Here is a 17,720-nt window from a genome sequence, read left to right on the forward strand (position 1 = left end):
ATCTATAAGTGGATTATCTTTATATTAATAACGTGAAATCATAACGGTTCTATTGACAATTCTATAGAACCGTTATATTATAATTTCATACTTTAACTAGTTAAAGTGGTAAAATAGAAAAGTATCGATATAGGTAAAATTTTTCTCATAATAAATTGAATAGCTATATGAGTTGAGTTACCACGGAATTTGCGTTGTTAGTAACGAATATAGCTTTAACCGGCATGAGAAATGATATAGATCAAATAATAGAAAGGATGTTTACGATGGTACAGCAGCAATTACCTACGGGGTTCCGTGATGATATAGGGGCCGTAGCGGAGCGCAAGGATGATGTGAGCCAATATGTGCTCGGTCTATGTCGTAGCCGCCAATACACAAAGATCTCTACACCTCTTGTGGAGTACAAGGATGTATTTAATGGCTATGCAATGGGGCGCGGTCAGCATATGTACGAGTTCATGGATAGTTCTGATGAGTCTGTCGTAATTCGTCCTGATTTGACTATGCCAATCGGTCGTTTCTTGGCGACTACCAATATTGAATTGCCTCGCACGTTCTATTACTTAGGCGATGTGTTCATGAAAAATAAAAAGCACCGCGGAGATGTGAACCAAGTAACGCAAGGCGGCATTGAGATGGTCGGTTATGAAGGCATTGAAGCCGAGCAAGAGTGTTTTGCCATTATCAAAGAGGTAAACGAAACGCAGCTTGGTAATAATTTGCTATTAGAAATTGGGGATGCTCGTTTCTCTCGCGCTATTACTGATGCTCTTGGTCTTAGTGATGAAGAAAAATCTGAGCTCCTCGATGCTTTGTTTACTAAATACTTGCCACGTTATAACGAGTTGATTTCCGACTTTAAAAATAGTGCGTTATATCCATTCTTGACTGTATGGCCACGCTTGTTCGGCACGGTCCGAGATATTAAGGATGAGCTTAATCAAATCATCTTGCCTGCAGCGGCGCAACGTATTTTAGATAATCTCGTAGATATGGCGAACCAAGTGGCTCAAACAGGCCAACAGGTTCGCATTGATGTGTCTACAGAGCCGCTTCAATCCTATTACACAGGCCTCACCTTTAGAGGCTATGTGGATGGTGTGTCTCAATACATTGTTAGCGGCGGTCGTTATGACGGCTTGCTATCTAGCTTTGATGGTACGCCGATGCCTGCGGTTGGTATGGCTTTCAACATCGACGTGTTGACTGATGTGACCTTGAATGGTGAAAGCAACAATCAAGATAATGGTAAATTGCGTATCGCTTTGACAAAGGGTCGCGTAGAGAAAGATTTCATTCCTCTCTTGGAGTCCTGTGGCGTAGATTGTGAGCCATTGCGCAACAAGGCGCGTAAGCTCATCATTCCGTTGGGCGATGCTATTGAGGTTATCCTTGCTAAAGGCCCAGATGTAACGACATATTTAAAGAATGGCGTTGTAGACCTTGGTATCGTTGGTAGTGATGTACTAGACGAACAAGACGATACAAGCTATGAAATGCTAGATTTACAAACTGGTAAATGCCAATTTATCTTAGCCTCTTTGGCAGGCTATGATCCTAAAGAAGGCCGCCGCCAACGTATCGGTACAAAATACCCAACCATTACAAAACAGTACTTTGGAGCTCAAGACGTGGAAATCATCAAAATTGAAGGCTCCGTTGAGTTGGCTCCGTTAGTAGGACTTGCTGATGCCATCGTAGATATTACAGAAACTGGCACAACCTTACGGGAAAACAACTTAGAAATCTTCGACTGGTTGCAAAAGATTTCTACTCGCTTAGTAGCTAATCCATTAGCGTTAAAACAAAAGAGAAATACCATTTTTAAACTTATAGACCAGCTTTCAGAGGCAATTAATAAATAAGAGATAGAACTAATAGTGCGAATAGCATAGATAGGAAGAAGGATAAGACATGAAAATTTATAAGGAATCATTAGATACGATGCTTGGTATCGTGCGAAATTACACTCAACAAACTACAGATATGAAAATTGAACGCCGCGTGTACGATATCATCGACGATGTGCGCACCAATGGTGATGCGGCTTTAAAGGCATACTCTGAAAAATTTGATGGTGTATCCATTGAGGACTTCAAGGTGCCTCAAGAGGAAATCGACGCTGCTTATGAGTCCTTATCTGATGATTTGAAAGCTGCTTTATTAAAGGCAAAGGCTAATATTACTGAGTTTCACAGCCGTGAAATTGAACAAGGCTTTGTAGACATGGATACACCGGGCATCATCCGCGGTCAAAAGGTCATTCCATTGGCTCGCGTTGGCCTTTATGTTCCTGGCGGTACAGCAGCCTATCCTTCTACTATTATCATGACTGCGTTGCCAGCTAAAATTGCAGGTGTTAAGGAAATCGTTATGGTTACACCTCCTCAAAAGGATGGCATCAATTCTGCTGTGTTAGGTGCTGCAAAACTTGCTGGTGTTGATGCGGTATACCAAGTTGGTGGTGCTCAAGGTGTAGCGGCTCTAGCATATGGTACGGAAAGCATTCCAAAGGTTGATAAAATCGTAGGCCCTGGCAATATTTACGTAGCCACTGCAAAACGCCAAGTATTCGGTCAAGTTGATATCGACATGATTGCGGGCCCAAGTGAAATTGGCGTTATTGCTGACGATAGTGCTAATCCAGTACACCTTGCAGCAGATCTTTTGTCCCAAGCGGAACATGATCCTCGTGCGCGCGCTATTATGGTTACTACTAATGAAAGCTTAGCTAATACCGTGTCTGATGAGGTAGAACGTCAATTAAAATTATTGCCTCGTGAAAGCATCGCGCGTCCAGCTATTGAAAATAACAGTTATATTGCTGTTATGGATAGCGTTGAAGACATGTTTACGGTCATGAACGAAGTAGCGCCAGAGCATTTGGAAATCCAATTGCCAGACCCAATGGGTTACATGAGTCTCGTTCAAAATGCGGGCTCCGTATTCCTTGGTGCCTATGCATCTGAGCCATTGGGAGACTACGTAGGCGGTACAAATCACGTGTTGCCTACTAGTGGTACAGCACGCTTCTCATCTCCACTTGGTGTATATGATTTCGTAAAACGCACATCCTTTACACAATTTACAAAAGAACGATTAGAAGAAGTGGTAACACACATTACTACATTAGCTCGTACAGAAGGCCTTGAAGCACATGCTCGCGCCATCGAAGTACGTTTTGAAAAATAGCTTATAAAGAATATTAGAAAATAGAGTTGGCATCTATATTTATATACATATTTAAAATATAGATTGAATACTAGATTATAAAATAGATTTGAGGTATAGAGGTCGTTATGATACGGACAGGTACGGTGCAACGCACCACTCAAGAAACAGATATTAAAGTAGAACTTACCCTTGATGGGGCGCAAACGAGCTCCATCTCCACAGGCATTGGCTTTTTTGACCACATGTTGACACTGCTTGCGAAACACGGACGTTTTGGTCTTGTAGTAGAGGCAAAGGGCGATACCTATGTAGATGCTCACCACACTGTGGAGGACATCGGATTGGCATTAGGTCAAGCCTTGGTGAAAGCCCTTGGCGATAAGGCTGGCATTGAGCGTTACGGTGATGCGTGGGTTCCTATGGATGAAGCTTTAACACAAGTTGTAATCGATTTGAGCGGCCGTCCATACCTCGTATTCCAAGGTGAATGGAGCACTCCTGTTCTAGGTGGAAACTTTGAAACAGAGCTAGTAGAGGATTTCTTCCAAGCCCTTGCTATGAGCGCTGCTATGAATTTACATGTCCGCAATCTATATGGTCGCAATACACACCACATCATTGAAAGCATGTTTAAGGCTACAGGCCGTGCTTTGCGCAAGGCGGTTACGATTAACCCAGATATTCAAGGGGTAAATTCTACAAAGGGCGTTATTTAATATAGTCATTGAATAAAGGAGAACCTATGATTTTTCCAGCTATAGATTTACAAGATGGTCGCAGCGTTCGCCTCTATAAAGGTGACTTTGCACAGGAAACGGTGATCAATCCTGATCCAGTAGACCAAGCAAAACAATATGAAAATGCTAAGGTTGGGGCGCTACACCTCGTCGATTTAGACGGTGCTAAGGCGGGCAAACCTGTTAACGTAGACATTGTAAAAGCAGTGCGTGAAGCTTTCACAGGTATTCTTGAAATCGGTGGAGGCATTCGAGATAAAGCGGCTGTTGACCTCTATTTAGGTTTAGGTGTAGACCGCGTTATCTTAGGCTCCGTAGCACTCAAAAATCCAGAGCTTACCAAACAAGTGATTGCTGAATATGGTGCAGAGCGCATCGTCATCGGTGTAGACGGCAAAAATGGTAAGGTCGCTGCTGAAGGTTGGCTCGATCAATCCGATGTGCCTATGACCAATTTAATCGGTGCTATGGTTGAAGGCGGCGCAAAGTACTTCATCGTTACCGATGTGGACCGCGATGGTACCATGCAAGGCGCTAACGAGGACTTGCTTGGTAATTTGCAAAAAGAATTCCCTACAGCGCGCATTGTTGCGTCTGGTGGCGTTCGTAATTTAGAAGATATTAAATCCCTTGAAGCCAAAGACGTTATGGATAGCATCGTTGGTAAGGCTTTGTATGAAGGAACGATTACATTAGAGGAAATTGCCGGGTACAATCAACGGTAACTTGAACACTTAGTGGGGAGTAGAATTATGTTAGCGAAACGAATCATTCCGTGCCTTGATGTGGATGATGGGCGCGTTAAAAAAGGGGTTAACTTTGTTAATCTCGTAGATGTAGGTAGTCCCGTAGATATTGCGGCCTCCTATGAACAGCAACAGGCTGACGAATTAGTATTCTTAGATATTACGGCTACCGTTGATACACGGACCACCATGCGCGACGTGGTGCAAGAGATTTCTTCCCAGGTATTTATGCCGCTCACCGTTGGTGGTGGTATCAAGAGCATTGAGGATATGACGGCTTTGTTGAAAGCTGGCGCCGACAAGGTATCTTTGAATTCGGCAGCTCTTGCAAATCCTGAACTCATCACAGAAGGAGCTCAAAAGTTTGGTAACCAATGTATGGTAGTGGCTATCGATGTAAAAACAGACGAAGAGACTGGCGAATGGTACGCTTATACGCATGGTGGTCGTAAGCGCACCGAATGGAAAGCCCTCGATTGGGCTAAGGAAGCTGTCTCTCGTGGAGCAGGGGAATTGCTTGTAACGAGCATGGATAAGGACGGCACTAAATCTGGCTTTGATATCGAACTATATAAGGCCATTGAAGCCTTTGTAGATGTACCTATTATCGCATCTGGCGGAGCCGGCAAGGTTCAAGATTTTATAGACCTCTTCGAGCAAACTGGCGTTACTGGTGCACTAGCTGCATCTATCTTCCACTTTGGAGAAATTAAAATTCCTGATCTTAAAAACGAATTACGAGCTCGAGGAATTACCGTACGATAAAAGTAATTTACATAATTAGAGTATGGTAAACGGCTTAAATGCCTCCACTATGGTAAAGGTACTAAACAAAACATTGAATTTTGAAAAGATTACTTGTATTAAAGGATTACTATATGAAACCGGATTTTGAAAAAGGAAATGGCTTATTGCCAACGGTTGTGCAAGACGCAGACACAAAAGACGTGCTCATGGTGGCGTGGATGAACGAAGAAAGCTTTCACAAAACCCTAGAAACAAAGGAAACGTGGTTTTGGTCTCGTTCTCGCCAAGAACTATGGCACAAGGGCGGCACGAGTGGCAATGTGCAGCATGTGGTGAGTATGGCCCTCGATTGCGACGGAGATACATTGCTCATTCAAGTTAAGCCAGAAGGCCCTGCGTGTCACACTGGGCGTACAAGCTGTTTCTTTAACGATGTAGATTGGAGTTAGTTATGGCACAACAAACATTGAACGAATTATACGAAATTATTAAGAACCGCAAAGCGCAACCTAAGGAAGGTTCTTATACGAATTATTTATTTGATAAAGGTCTCGACAAAATCTTGAAAAAGGTAGGTGAAGAGGCTACAGAGGTTGTCATCGCTGCAAAGAACGAAGATCCTCAAGAGTTGATTTACGAAACAGCAGATGTGTTGTATCACTTGCTCGTATTATTAGCAGAGAAAAATATTCCTTACGAAGCCATTGAGGCAGAACTTGCGAGCCGTGAAGGGGTAGTGAGCAAGACTACAGATCGCCCAGAGATTACGAATTTATAATATACTTCATTAAGAAAATAGTTAGAAAGGATAGCCTATGAAAGAGATAATTCGCACATTGAAACCCTATATACCAGAGGAGCCTGCTGCAGCGGTAAAGGAACGTCTTGGGGTAGACCGTTTAGTGCGCTTGTCAGCAAATGAAAACCCATATGGTACATCTCCATTAGTGCGTGAGGCTATCCTTAGCTATGTCACATATAATGATGCTAACTATTATCCTGATGGTAATGCTACCGACTTGCGTATGAAATTGGCTGCGTATTGGAAGGTACAACCAGAGCAACTCGTTATCGGTGTAGGCCTTGATGAGGTTATTGCCATGGTCAATAAAACATTGATCAGCGCTGGTGACTCCATCGTGGTAAGCGTGCCAGCTTTCTCCGAGTATGCTTTAAATGGTCTCGTTGAGGGTGCTGAAATTCGCGAGGTCCAAGCTGATTTTGAAACAGGTCACTATGATTTCGCCGCACTGTTAAAAGCTGTAGATGACACAACACGCCTCGTATGGATTTGTAATCCTAATAACCCTACAGGTACCTATGAGACTGTTGAAGATATCCGTAACTTTATTGCAAAAGTACCAAAAGACACACTAGTTATTATCGATGAGGCCTATATTGACTTCGTTACATCCGTAGATGTTCCTACAGCACGTGCATTACTAGATGAGTTCCCAAATGTAGCTATTATGCGTACCTTCTCTAAGGCGTATGGCCTTGCTAATTACCGTGTAGGCTATATGATGACGCCTTTAGAGCTTGCGAACTATATGCAAACTATCCGCTTGCCATATAATCTTAATACTTTATCCCAAGTAGCAGCAGAAGCAGCCTTTGATGATCAAGCATTCTTAACAAGAACGATATCTCAAAATGCAGAAGAGCGGGCTAAATGGGAGAGCTTGTTTGATGAATTAGGTATTCACTACTACAAGAGTGAAGCGAACTTTATTTTCTTTTCCGTATCTGATGCGGAAGGCTTAGCCGATGCATGGTTAAAAGAAGGTTATCAAGTGCGCCGTGGGCAACGGGAAGGTTGGTTGAGACTTACCATTCCAATGGCTCAAGATGGAGCTGTTATGCACGGTATATTAAAACAATTCATGAATTAATCAATATGGGATATATCATATATACTAATAATTCGCGCCTTATGATATCAACTTTCATTCTATAGAATGGAGTTTAGCTTTTACCCAATTGAATGGCAGGAGTTTGTATCCTGTTTAGAGAATATATATAACGAAAACGACGTGAACGACGAGCCCTAGTAATGACTGGGGCTCATTAAGGCTGTTGAAAGGAGTATATTATGATTGCCATTATAGATTATGATGCGGGCAATACATTTAATGTCCAGAAAGCGTTGGCCTACATCGGACTTGATGCGGTGCTAACAGCAGATCCTGAGGTTATACTAAATGCCGATGGTGTTCTCTTGCCAGGTGTAGGCGCCTATGCGTCGGCAGTAGCCATTCTTAAAGAGCGTGGTCTCGTCGATGTCATTCATGAAGTGGTGAAACGAGAAATACCATTATTAGGTATTTGCTTGGGGATGCAGCTATTATTTGAAGAGTCCGAAGAATATGGGCCAACACCAGGCTTAGGACTTATTCCAGGCAAGGTAAAAGAAATCCCTCGTGACCTTGGCCTCAGTGTACCTCACATGGGGTGGAACAAAAATACAGTGCACCATCCAGACAGTGCTTTCAGCAATGTAGACAATCAATATACCTATTTCGTTCATTCCTATTATGTAGATACAGACCCTGAATTTATTACATCCACTGCAAATTATGGCATCGATGTACCTGGCGTTGTGGAGCGCGGTAGGGTGTATGGAATGCAATTCCATCCTGAAAAAAGTGGTGTAGTAGGTTTAAATCTATTGCGTGCATTTGGCAATATTACGGAAGCCTATGCAGCGGCGAAACAATAGGAGGGTCATTCTATGTTAGCGAAACGTATTATTCCTTGCCTCAGTGTGGCAAATGGTCGTGTCCAGAATGGTGTGCAATTCCGAGATATGGTTGATGCCGGCGATCCTGTTGAATGTGCGGAACGTTATGAGATACAAGGGGCGGACGAACTTGTATTATTAGATATAACGGCTACAACAGAAGGCCGTAAAACCTTTACTGATATAGTGCTTAATGCATCGGATAAGGTATTCATGCCGTTAACTGTAGGTGGTGGAATTACTTCTGTGGAGGATATGACGCAGCTTATGAAAGCTGGTGCCGATAAGGTTTCTGTCAATACGGCGGCACTATCTAATCCATCCCTTATCACAGAAGGGGCAAAGAAGTTTGGCAATCAAGGCATCGTTGTGTGCCTAGACGTAAAATATAATCCTTTTGAAAAAATGTGGTATGCTTATGGACATGGCACATCCAATGATCCGGGGGCACAATGCAAAAATGCTTTAGAATGGGCGAAAGAAGCGGTTGACCGTGGTGCAGGTGAGTTATTGGTAACGAGTATCGATAGACACGGTACAGGTCTCGGCTTTGATATCGAATTATATCAAGCCTTGGCAGAGGTTGTAGATGTGCCTGTAACAGCCTTTGGCGGAGCTGGGAATATACAGCATTTTGTGGATTTATTTACAAAAACAAATGTAACTGGAGCCCTCGCTAGTGCCTTGCTACATAATAAAGTATTAACAATAAAAGATATTAAAAAAGCACTTCACGCAGCAGGCATCGTGGTAAGACAATAGATAATTACTATCAAAATAAAACGCTAAAAGCATTCTCTTATTAACGGAGAATGCTTTTTAATTATGCTTTTAACTCATAATGTGCATTCAAAATGAGAAATCGATAATTGACACTTTTATGTTTAGATATACAATAATTATTGTAAGTACTAAAAGTTTAGAGAGCCAATGTGGCATGGATGTGCAAAAGATTTATCAGATATTTTTATATAACACCATGTCACACAAGACAATTGGAGGTGTTTATATGGTTATGAATGGTATTTACTTAGTTATAGCCTCCGCGTGTATTCTAATTTTAGCGTACCGCTTTTATGGGGCTTTCATAGCGGCTAAGGTGTTGACCTTGGACCAATATCGTCCGACGCCGGCTATGGTTCACAACGATGGTCACGATTACGTGCCAACTAACAAATGGGTAACCTTTGGTCATCACTTTGCAGCCATTGCAGGTGCAGGCCCTCTCGTAGGTCCTGTTATTGCAGCCCAGTTCGGGTATTTGCCTGGTGCCTTATGGATCCTAATCGGTTCTGTATTGGCTGGTGCTGTACATGATATGGTTATTTTATTCGCTTCAGTTCGCTATGACGGTAAGTCAATCGCGGATATTGCGCGCGAAGAAATCAGTAAATTAGCTGGTTTCGGTGCGATGCTTGCTACATTGTTCTTGTTGATTATCACCCTTGCGGGTATGGCTGTAGTAGTAGCTAACGCATTGCATAACTCCCCATGGGGGTTCTTCTCCGTATTTGCTACAATTCCAATTGCAATTTTCATTGGTATTTATTTGAAATGGTTGCGTCCTGGTAAAATCCAAGAGGCTACTATCATTGGTGTAGCGTTAATCTTCGTAGGCATTATCTACGGTCCTAACATCGCAGCTAGCGAATATGCTTCTTGGTTCACATACGACTTGCAAACTATTGAAATTATGCTTGCCGTGTATGGTTTCTTTGCAGCAGCATTGCCAGTATGGTTATTGCTCGCTCCTCGTGATTATTTGTCTACATACCTTAAAATCGGTACAATTGGCGCCTTGGCTCTCGGTATTATCATCGTAATGCCTGAAATCCAAATGCCAGCTGTTACTCCTTATATCTGGGGTGGCGGTCCTGTATTGAAAGGTTCTGTATTCCCTTACATCTTCATTACTATTGCATGTGGTGCGTTATCTGGTTTCCATACTGTTATTGCAACTGGTACAACACCTAAAATGCTTACTAATGAAAGAGAAATCTTACCTATCGGTTATGGCGCAATGTTAACAGAAGGCTTCATCGCTATGATGGCGTTGATCGCAGCGACTGCATTGCATCCAGACGATTACTTTGCTATTAACTCCACAGTAGAATCCTTCAAAGCGTTAGGACTTCAAGTTCATGAATTGCCAGCGTTGTCCGCAATGGTTGGTGAAGACTTGATGCACCGTCCTGGTGGCGCCGTATCCTTAGCAGTAGGTATGGCTCATATCTTCTCCAGATTGCCTAACATGGATCACTTGATGGGTTACTGGTATCACTTCTGTATCATGTTCGAAGCCTTGTTCATCATGACTTTGATCGATGCTGGTACTCGCGTAGGTCGTTACTTACTTCAAGAATTATTAGGTCATTTCCATCCTAAATTCAACGACCAACATTGGGCTCCTGGCGTATATGGTTGTGCAGCTTTAATTTGTATCTTGTGGGGCTACCTAGTTCTACAAGGTAACATCGGTATTATTTGGCCTCTATTCGGCGTATCTAACCAATTATTAGGTACTATGACATTGGCTGTAAGTACTACAGTTATTATGCGACTTGGCCGCAAACGCTATGCATGGGTTACAGGTATTCCATGTATCCTAATGGCTATCGTTGCTATTGCTGCAGACTTTGAAAACGTATTTAACAGCTATATCCCAGCTGGTAAATGGATCCTAGTAGCATTCAGTGCTGCCATGTTCCTCATGATCCTTATCGTATTAGTAGAAGCAGTTCGCAGCTGGATTCGTTTGTCTGACATTCCTCAAGACTATCGCACTCAAGAAGAAATTGAAGCTGAAAGCCTTGTAAAATACGGTAAACAAGCAAAAGCATAACATCTTAAAGATTAAATAGAAAAGACGAGGTTTAACCTCGTCTTTTCTATTTCTTTTTTCTAGATAATGCTTTATAGCCTTATTATTTTTAAAGATTAGTGGAGCTATTTTATTTTAATGGGACACTCCTTTCAATATTCAGGCCGATATGTTTTGGGGCCCCATTAAAATAAAAATATAAATGCATCATGATATAATAATGCTATGAAATATTACATACGTTCCTATTGGACAAAATATAAACAATTGTATAAGAAAGGCCTAAAAGGCATTGCTGCTTTTCTTGCCATTGGAGCGATTATTTTCTTTGTATTGGCTACAATAGCGAGTCGTGGGATGGGTGTTATCTTCAACGAGGTTATGGCGCGACAAACGATGATGCGTGGTTCTGTAACCGTAGAGAGTTTAACTGCAACGCCGTGGGGGACATTATCCTTTACCGATTTGGTGTGGAAGGACCCTGAAGGTCGTGAATTGCTCACCGTTCCCAGTGGTAAGATACGCGTTAATATGTGGGACGTAGTCACTCGTAACTTTAAGGCTTCTGCCATAAACGGAATCGAGCTAAATGATGCGACCATTGTAGTCGATTTAGATGATAACAACCGGCTCGACTTCGTGCCTGCCTCACCTGATGTGAATAAGCCTCTTGATGAGGTGGAGCCGCGACCTAAGCCGCCTAAAAAGACGACGCAAGATCGGCAAGAGGAATTGGCTAAAAAGGTTCGTAATTTTAATTGGGAAGGTCAACATTTGGACCTTACCATTACACTTAGAAATAATCAGCTAGAAATCTTTCAGAAAAATCGTCACTATGTGATGAAGAATGTAGAGGCTAAAATCCATCTTGATAGTAAGCGCGCTATTCGCATTGATATGGAAACCGGTAAGTTTGGTGGAACCGCTATTGGTGATGGAATGACACTAAAAGGTCGCGTTGATTTAAAGGATGTGTTAAAGCATCGCATGCCTCAGTTAGATTTACAGTTTGATGTGAAAGGTGTAGACCCATCATCACTTGGTTTTGGTGATAATATTCACGATGCGATGACCTTGTTGACAAAGGTAACTGGTGATTTTAATCGGCCGTTGGCTAAAGGGCGTGTAACGATGCCTATTTTACGTATTCCTGCGCTTACCTTTGAAAACGTCGTGGGTGATGTAACGTACCAAGATGGCATTTTAAATTTTGAAAATGTTAATGCTAATGTGTATAGTGGCAAATTAGAGGCAAAAGGGGTATATAATCTAGATACAAGAGCCTATACAATTACAGGTGTAGCCAAGGATTTAGATAGTAGTGAGGCCCTTAAAACACCTGAGTTCGTCGTTCCTGTATCGGCTAATTTGAATTTTAAAAGCGAAGGTAAGCCTCGTGATATGGAGGTATGGGGGAATTTCTGGTCTGGTGGAGGCCATTATATGCTCATTCCAATTAAAAATATTACAGGAAACTTTCACAATAAGGGGCGCCATTTATCATTTAGTGATGTGACAGTCAATACAAATATTACGACCATTTCTACAGATGCGTTGCGTATCGATAATGGGCAGCTCACCATGGGGTCGCTCAACATTACATCTCATGGGGGTAGTAATTTTATCCTCTACGACGAATCCTTCGATGAGATCGATGAGAATATGGACCGGATTAAAGCGGGGATGAAGCAAGCTGGTGAAAATAGTAAACGTGCCTCTGAGTCAGCTAAAGGTATAGATAACATCAAGGTTCCCGATGATGTAAAAGAATCTGTTGGTGATGTAAAACGCCAAATGGATGAGGTGAAAGATGCTTTCAAAGGTATCAAAATAAAGTGATAAATGAAAGATAAATGATATTAACCCTCTTTCATTGTGCGTTTATTTAGATAGTTTATAATAAATCTACGTTATCATAATTTTTGATAAAATACTTTTGTGTTATTTGGAGGTTTTTTATGAAAGCATCAAAACAATTCTCTATCGTTTTGGCCGCAGCTGTACTTGCTTTTGGCGCTGTTACAGTAGCACCACAACAAGCAGACGCTTCTTATGGCTACAAATATACTGATTCCCAACGTCCACCAGTATCTACTCCAACAGGTTATGTTAATCCAGCCATGGGTTCTACAGTAACTGTTACAGATCCTGCGCCTACTACAAATAAATTGACTACTCCTAAAGCTAGTACTACTATTGAAAACATTACTGTGACTAATGTTGCACCAAAATACTCTGATTACAATGATATTGCAGCATACTCTCTAGCAGTAGCTGACTATTTCATGGCGAAGATCATGGCTATATATGGTAATGGTAATACAGCACTTAACCGTTATGGTTTTGGCAGATAATATAGCCATCAAATTTAGTAAAACTAATTTTGAATAACTATATACGTTATATATAATAAAAAGGTCCCGTATGGGACCTTTTTATTTGTATAAATTTTTGATGCGTTGAGAACTTGTTTAACAATCTCTTAGTTTGGCTTATCGATCTAATCCGTTAGCACGTTGGTATTCAGATGCATTTGTAGATTGAGTTTGTTCGTCTGTAGTTACAGTATCTTTAGCTAAGGATTTCTTAATTTTAATAAGAGGTTTTTCTGTAGCCTTTGGATCTTCTTTTTTCTTTACATCATTTTGAGATGGTGGCAAGAATGTGTTGAGTTCATTCTTGTGAGTTACCTCTGTATTTGTAGTAGACGCTAATTGTGCGCGTTGAGGGGCGATGAAGATTTCGTCCTTTGTAATTTTTACATCGTTCAATAATAATTTGAATACTTGAGGTTTTACAAAGATAGTACCATCTACCTTGCGAGCTGCAGGTAAGAAGGATTCGGAAGTATCAAGATTGATGATTTTTAATTTACCATGACGTACAACTTCTGCAGAATCTGGTTGGATTGCTAGTGTAGCAATGTTCATGTCCACTAATGCTGTTTTAGTAGGCTCATCCCATGCCACTTTATAGCCCAATGCTTCAGATACTTGGCGTAATGCTACGAGTGGCTGACCATCTACATAGATTACATTTTGTTGACCGTTGATAGGTTCAACCACTTTACCATCTACATTGATATGATGAGCAGTTGTAACAGATGCCGGTTTTTCAAGGTTCATAGCTGGACCTGGATTCTCCATGCCAATAGCCGCTTGTGCAGGTTGTGCCGTGCCAAATGTGAAAGCTAATGCACCTACAGCGATGCTAGATAAAATAAGCTGTTTTAATTTCATAAGTGACCTCCATAAGGTATTATATCGTTCTGAATAAACTAACATTACCAAATGTATATGAATATTTTATTATAAATTTTAATTTTATACAATCTATATGTGAGCATAATGTAATTGAACTAGAGTATGAGGATAGGATAGTTTATTTAGGAATATAGGATGGACTGGTCATTTAACTATAGTCTGAAATCGTTTATCTCTATAAGTAGTATATGCTTTTATATGCTATAATTAAGTATTATATGAATTATTCAATATATTTAATTATAGAGTTCTAGAAGATATAGAAAGAGGTTCCTTATGGCATCCGGCAGATCTGAAAAAGAGTTACAAGGGGTAACGATGTTAGGTCACAAGACCGATTACCCAACTGATTATGCACCACAGGTGTTAGAGGCGTTTGATAACAAGCACCCTGACAATGATTACTTCGTTAAGTTTAATTGTCCTGAGTTCACTAGCTTGTGTCCTATGACAGGTCAACCTGACTTTGCCACAATCTATATCTCTTATGTACCAGATAAGAAAATGGTTGAGTCCAAGTCTTTGAAATTGTACCTATTTAGTTTCCGTAACCATGGGGACTTTCACGAAGATTGCATCAATATCATCATGAAAGACCTCATCAAGTTGATGGATCCAAAGTACATCGAGGTATGGGGTAAGTTTACGCCACGCGGTGGTTTGTCCATCGATCCATATGCAAACTATGGCAAGCCTGGTACAGAGTGGGAAAAAACGGCAAAAGAACGCCTTCATTTTCACGACATGCAGCCTGAGCGCGTAGCATACCGTTAATATGGTATATGAATATATAACAATGGGCACATCGTTCATAATGTTTTTTATGATCGGTGTGATCTTGTCTATTCACCCTGCATCCATAATCGTAGGGGAGCATACGCAGTTGTCACATCTCAGCAGATGGACTCGGTGGAATGGGTATCTTATCTTTATATTGACCCTATTTATCGTGGATGTACTCATAACAAATGGCATATATGCTGCATTTTATGATGTTTATGGTAATTTATCGTCTTTGAGTGAGCTAACATTTGACCCGATGGCTCTATTCTTTAGTGAAAGCTTCCAAATAGGCGTTGTTGTCGTTTTTGCTCTGGTGTTGTTACAAGCGTTAGGCCTCGTCGATTTGGCGCATGGTGAAAGAAATTTATCATTTCACTATGACCAACTACATCAAGGCAAAGACCAACCGTCTTGGATGGAACGGTACATGGTGCATACAAAGGGCACGTTGGGTTCAGGTATGGTTGGTCTGCTTTATATGTTGCGGATGACCATGAGAACTATGTGGTCTTATATTATATGTCTTATATGGTTCAAGTTTATAGCTATACTCACTAATGTGTTGCTTTCACCAGTCATCAATCGTTTAATGCATGTTGAATTGATGACATCAACGCATATCATACTGGACCCTTATGTAGCGACATATTTGATAGCAGGCTTCCTATGGGGCTATGTAGCACTGCACTATGATATAGACAAGGCTTATAACCTAGCAAATAGCACTGTAATAGCCATCATTCCACGGCTTACCGTTATACTAGGGGCCGTCATCTTTATTGGGCTTGCGTTAGCTATCATTATGGTGCCTGTTACCTGGGGTGTGGTGGTAGATACACTGACAAATTTATAAATAAACCTAGTTATTTCCTATATTTTTAGGGTTTTAAAAGCGGTTCTCATTCTCTTGACAATGCATAGATGCAGGTGATAGAGTATGAGTGTATTTATGAGAATACACAAATGGTTATATCCAGTGTATAGAGAATAACAAGGTGGAAATCATATCGTCCTTGGGATGTTCCTGAGGACGATTTTTATCATCTATCGCCAAAAGGAGGATCAGATGAGCATAGTCACAAATCAAACAACTAAATTGATTGGTAAAACTCCGGTATATCAATTACCAAATACCAATATCTATGTAAAACTTGAAAAATATAATGTAGGCGGTTCTGTGAAAGACCGTGCAGTACTTGGCATGTTGCAAGATGCTAAAGAAAAAGGACGCCTTCACGAAGATAGCATTATCGTAGAGGCTACAAGCGGTAATACAGGCATTGCTCTTGCCATGGTGGGCGCCATCTTGCATATTAAAACTGTAATTATTATGCCTGAAAGCATGAGTAAAGAACGCCGTGAGCTCATTAAGGCCTATGGTGCGCAGCTCATCTTAACACCGAAAGAAACGGGTATGAGAGGTGCTCTTGAACGAGCTAATGAAATTTTAGATAAATATCCAAATGCTTTCACATTGGGCCAATTCGTAAACCCTGCAAACCCAGATATGCATTATCGTACAACTGGTGCTGAAATCGTAGAGCAAGTGCCAAATGTAGATGTATTCATAGCTGGTATCGGTACTGGCGGCACTTTCACAGGCGTTGCAAAACGTTTGAAAGAACATAATCCTAACTTGAAAGCCATCGCCGTAGAGCCAACAGGTTCTCCAGCCATTACGGAAGGCAAGGGCGGCCCTCACAAAATTCAAGGCATTGGGGCAGGCTTTATTCCTGAAAACTTTGATCAAAGCTTGATGGACGGTGTACAAACCGTAAGCGATGAAGAGGCTTTCAGTGAAGTGCAAACCTTTATGCGTGAAAGTGGTGTTTCTATTGGCCTTTCCTCAGGGGCGGCTATCGTTGCGGCAAAGCGTATTGCTCGTGAAGAGCCAAAGGCGAATATTGTGGTGATTGCGCCAGATGGGGTAGAAAAATATTTATCCCTTTTGGACTTTGCCAATAATGAATATGTAAAGTAACGGATTTCGCATAGATAAAGCATCTTATGTATAGGAATACATACCACATATGTTGTATACTATATATTATATGAGTAGAGTTGTTTGAGATGGAGTCGCTATGATACAAGGTTTACGCGAATTATGGGGCAAAATTCAATATAATATTAAACGTGTAATGGATTCTGACCCGGCAGCAACAAATGTGTGGATGGTCATTTGGACATACCCGCATATTACAGCCTTGTTCTGGCATTTCTTTGCGCATCGCCTCTATAAGGCGGGATGGCCAACCTTGGCTCGTCGCGTAGCACTTCATTCTCGTCACGTAACCGGCATTGAAATCCATCCAGGTGCTACCATCGGTCGTGGTTTATTTATCGACCATGGCATGGGTGTCGTTATCGGTGAAACGGCAATCGTAGGGGATAATGTGACCTTGTTCCACCAAGTGACGTTAGGTGGCATGTCCTCTAAAAAGGTAAAACGCCATCCGACCATCGAAGATGAAGTACTCATCGGTACAGGTACGAAAATCTTAGGCGATATTACGATTGGGGCTCGTACCAAAATCGGTTGTAATCTCGTTATTAAACACGATATCCCTAAAGATATGGTTATCTTTGAAACAGATCCAGAAAATATGTATGTCCGTAAACCTCGTCGTACTAATAATGGCCAGGCAGAGGAAAAGAAAATTCCTGATGATTACATAGAATACTATATTTAATATAGTGTAATAAAAC

Annotated in this window: 18 protein-coding genes; 17 read left to right on the plus strand and 1 reads right to left on the minus strand. The window is 41.3% G+C overall.

Annotated features, from left to right (window positions below):
* Positions 1 to 266 precede the first annotated feature (266 nt).
* From hisG to QZ334_RS03310, 13 genes are all read left to right on the plus strand, one after another.
* On the plus strand, positions 267 to 1,868 hold the full coding sequence (hisG, locus tag QZ334_RS03250) for an ATP phosphoribosyltransferase (RefSeq protein WP_295231871.1): 1,602 nt from the start codon (positions 267 to 269) through the stop codon (positions 1,866 to 1,868).
* A gap of 49 nt (positions 1,869 to 1,917) precedes the next feature.
* Positions 1,918 to 3,195, plus strand: coding sequence for a histidinol dehydrogenase (hisD, locus tag QZ334_RS03255; protein ID WP_295231874.1), 1,278 nt, complete (start codon positions 1,918 to 1,920; stop codon positions 3,193 to 3,195).
* A gap of 107 nt (positions 3,196 to 3,302) precedes the next feature.
* Positions 3,303 to 3,893 (plus strand): imidazoleglycerol-phosphate dehydratase HisB, encoded by a 591-nt coding sequence (gene hisB / locus QZ334_RS03260; protein ID WP_227283422.1) that lies wholly within the window; start codon positions 3,303 to 3,305, stop codon positions 3,891 to 3,893.
* A gap of 26 nt (positions 3,894 to 3,919) precedes the next feature.
* Positions 3,920 to 4,639 carry a 1-(5-phosphoribosyl)-5-[(5-phosphoribosylamino)methylideneamino]imidazole-4-carboxamide isomerase gene (gene hisA, locus QZ334_RS03265; protein ID WP_295231877.1) on the plus strand — a complete coding sequence of 240 codons (720 nt, stop codon included), beginning with the start codon at positions 3,920 to 3,922 and terminating at the stop codon, positions 4,637 to 4,639.
* A 27-nt stretch (positions 4,640 to 4,666) separates the two neighbouring features.
* A complete protein-coding gene (hisF, locus tag QZ334_RS03270) occupies positions 4,667 to 5,425 on the plus strand; it encodes an imidazole glycerol phosphate synthase subunit HisF (RefSeq protein WP_295231880.1) in 759 nt (252 codons plus the stop codon).
* Between the two features lie 113 nt (positions 5,426 to 5,538).
* Entirely contained in the window at positions 5,539 to 5,856 is a 318-nt protein-coding gene (hisI, locus tag QZ334_RS03275; RefSeq protein WP_285365350.1) for a phosphoribosyl-AMP cyclohydrolase, read from the plus strand.
* 2 nt (positions 5,857 to 5,858) lie between these two features.
* Positions 5,859 to 6,185, plus strand: a complete 327-nt coding sequence (hisE, locus tag QZ334_RS03280; protein ID WP_005387497.1) for a phosphoribosyl-ATP diphosphatase — start codon at positions 5,859 to 5,861, stop codon at positions 6,183 to 6,185.
* Between the two features lie 37 nt (positions 6,186 to 6,222).
* Positions 6,223 to 7,299 carry a histidinol-phosphate transaminase gene (hisC, locus tag QZ334_RS03285; protein ID WP_295231885.1) on the plus strand — a complete coding sequence of 359 codons (1,077 nt, stop codon included), beginning with the start codon at positions 6,223 to 6,225 and terminating at the stop codon, positions 7,297 to 7,299.
* 200 nt (positions 7,300 to 7,499) lie between these two features.
* Positions 7,500 to 8,126, plus strand: coding sequence for an imidazole glycerol phosphate synthase subunit HisH (gene hisH / locus QZ334_RS03290; protein ID WP_295231888.1), 627 nt, complete (start codon positions 7,500 to 7,502; stop codon positions 8,124 to 8,126).
* Positions 8,127 to 8,138: 12 nt separating this feature from the next.
* On the plus strand, positions 8,139 to 8,909 hold the full coding sequence (gene hisF / locus QZ334_RS03295; RefSeq protein WP_295213000.1) for an imidazole glycerol phosphate synthase subunit HisF: 771 nt from the start codon (positions 8,139 to 8,141) through the stop codon (positions 8,907 to 8,909).
* A gap of 247 nt (positions 8,910 to 9,156) precedes the next feature.
* A complete protein-coding gene (locus QZ334_RS03300) occupies positions 9,157 to 10,989 on the plus strand; it encodes a carbon starvation protein A (RefSeq protein WP_081442687.1) in 1,833 nt (610 codons plus the stop codon).
* Positions 10,990 to 11,193: 204 nt separating this feature from the next.
* Positions 11,194 to 12,807, plus strand: coding sequence for a membrane biogenesis protein AsmA (locus QZ334_RS03305; RefSeq protein ID WP_295231891.1), 1,614 nt, complete (start codon positions 11,194 to 11,196; stop codon positions 12,805 to 12,807).
* A gap of 119 nt (positions 12,808 to 12,926) precedes the next feature.
* Positions 12,927 to 13,322, plus strand: coding sequence for a hypothetical protein (locus QZ334_RS03310; RefSeq protein ID WP_005387504.1), 396 nt, complete (start codon positions 12,927 to 12,929; stop codon positions 13,320 to 13,322).
* Between the two features lie 138 nt (positions 13,323 to 13,460).
* Here QZ334_RS03310 and QZ334_RS03315 read toward each other — a convergent pair whose 3' ends face one another.
* Positions 13,461 to 14,207 (minus strand): copper amine oxidase N-terminal domain-containing protein, encoded by a 747-nt coding sequence (locus QZ334_RS03315; protein WP_285365342.1) that lies wholly within the window; start codon positions 14,205 to 14,207, stop codon positions 13,461 to 13,463.
* 300 nt (positions 14,208 to 14,507) lie between these two features.
* Here QZ334_RS03315 and queF point away from each other — a divergent pair, with 300 nt between their 5' ends.
* From queF to epsC, 4 genes are all read left to right on the plus strand, one after another.
* Positions 14,508 to 15,005 (plus strand): preQ(1) synthase, encoded by a 498-nt coding sequence (gene queF, locus QZ334_RS03320; RefSeq protein WP_005387511.1) that lies wholly within the window; start codon positions 14,508 to 14,510, stop codon positions 15,003 to 15,005.
* Positions 15,006 to 15,054: 49 nt separating this feature from the next.
* The gene (locus QZ334_RS03325) at positions 15,055 to 15,867 is read left to right on the plus strand and encodes a hypothetical protein (protein WP_024066477.1); all 813 of its coding nucleotides are present in this window, start codon (positions 15,055 to 15,057) and stop codon (positions 15,865 to 15,867) included.
* 213 nt (positions 15,868 to 16,080) lie between these two features.
* Positions 16,081 to 16,995: a cysteine synthase A gene (gene cysK, locus QZ334_RS03330; protein ID WP_024066061.1), complete on the plus strand. Its 915-nt coding sequence runs from the start codon at positions 16,081 to 16,083 to the stop codon at positions 16,993 to 16,995.
* Positions 16,996 to 17,095: 100 nt separating this feature from the next.
* Positions 17,096 to 17,704 carry a serine O-acetyltransferase EpsC gene (gene epsC / locus QZ334_RS03335; protein ID WP_005387517.1) on the plus strand — a complete coding sequence of 203 codons (609 nt, stop codon included), beginning with the start codon at positions 17,096 to 17,098 and terminating at the stop codon, positions 17,702 to 17,704.
* Positions 17,705 to 17,720 lie beyond the last annotated feature (16 nt).

Origin of the sequence: Veillonella sp. (assembly GCF_019414865.1) — a bacterium.
In the GTDB taxonomy this organism is placed as follows: Bacteria; Bacillota; Negativicutes; order Veillonellales; family Veillonellaceae; genus Veillonella.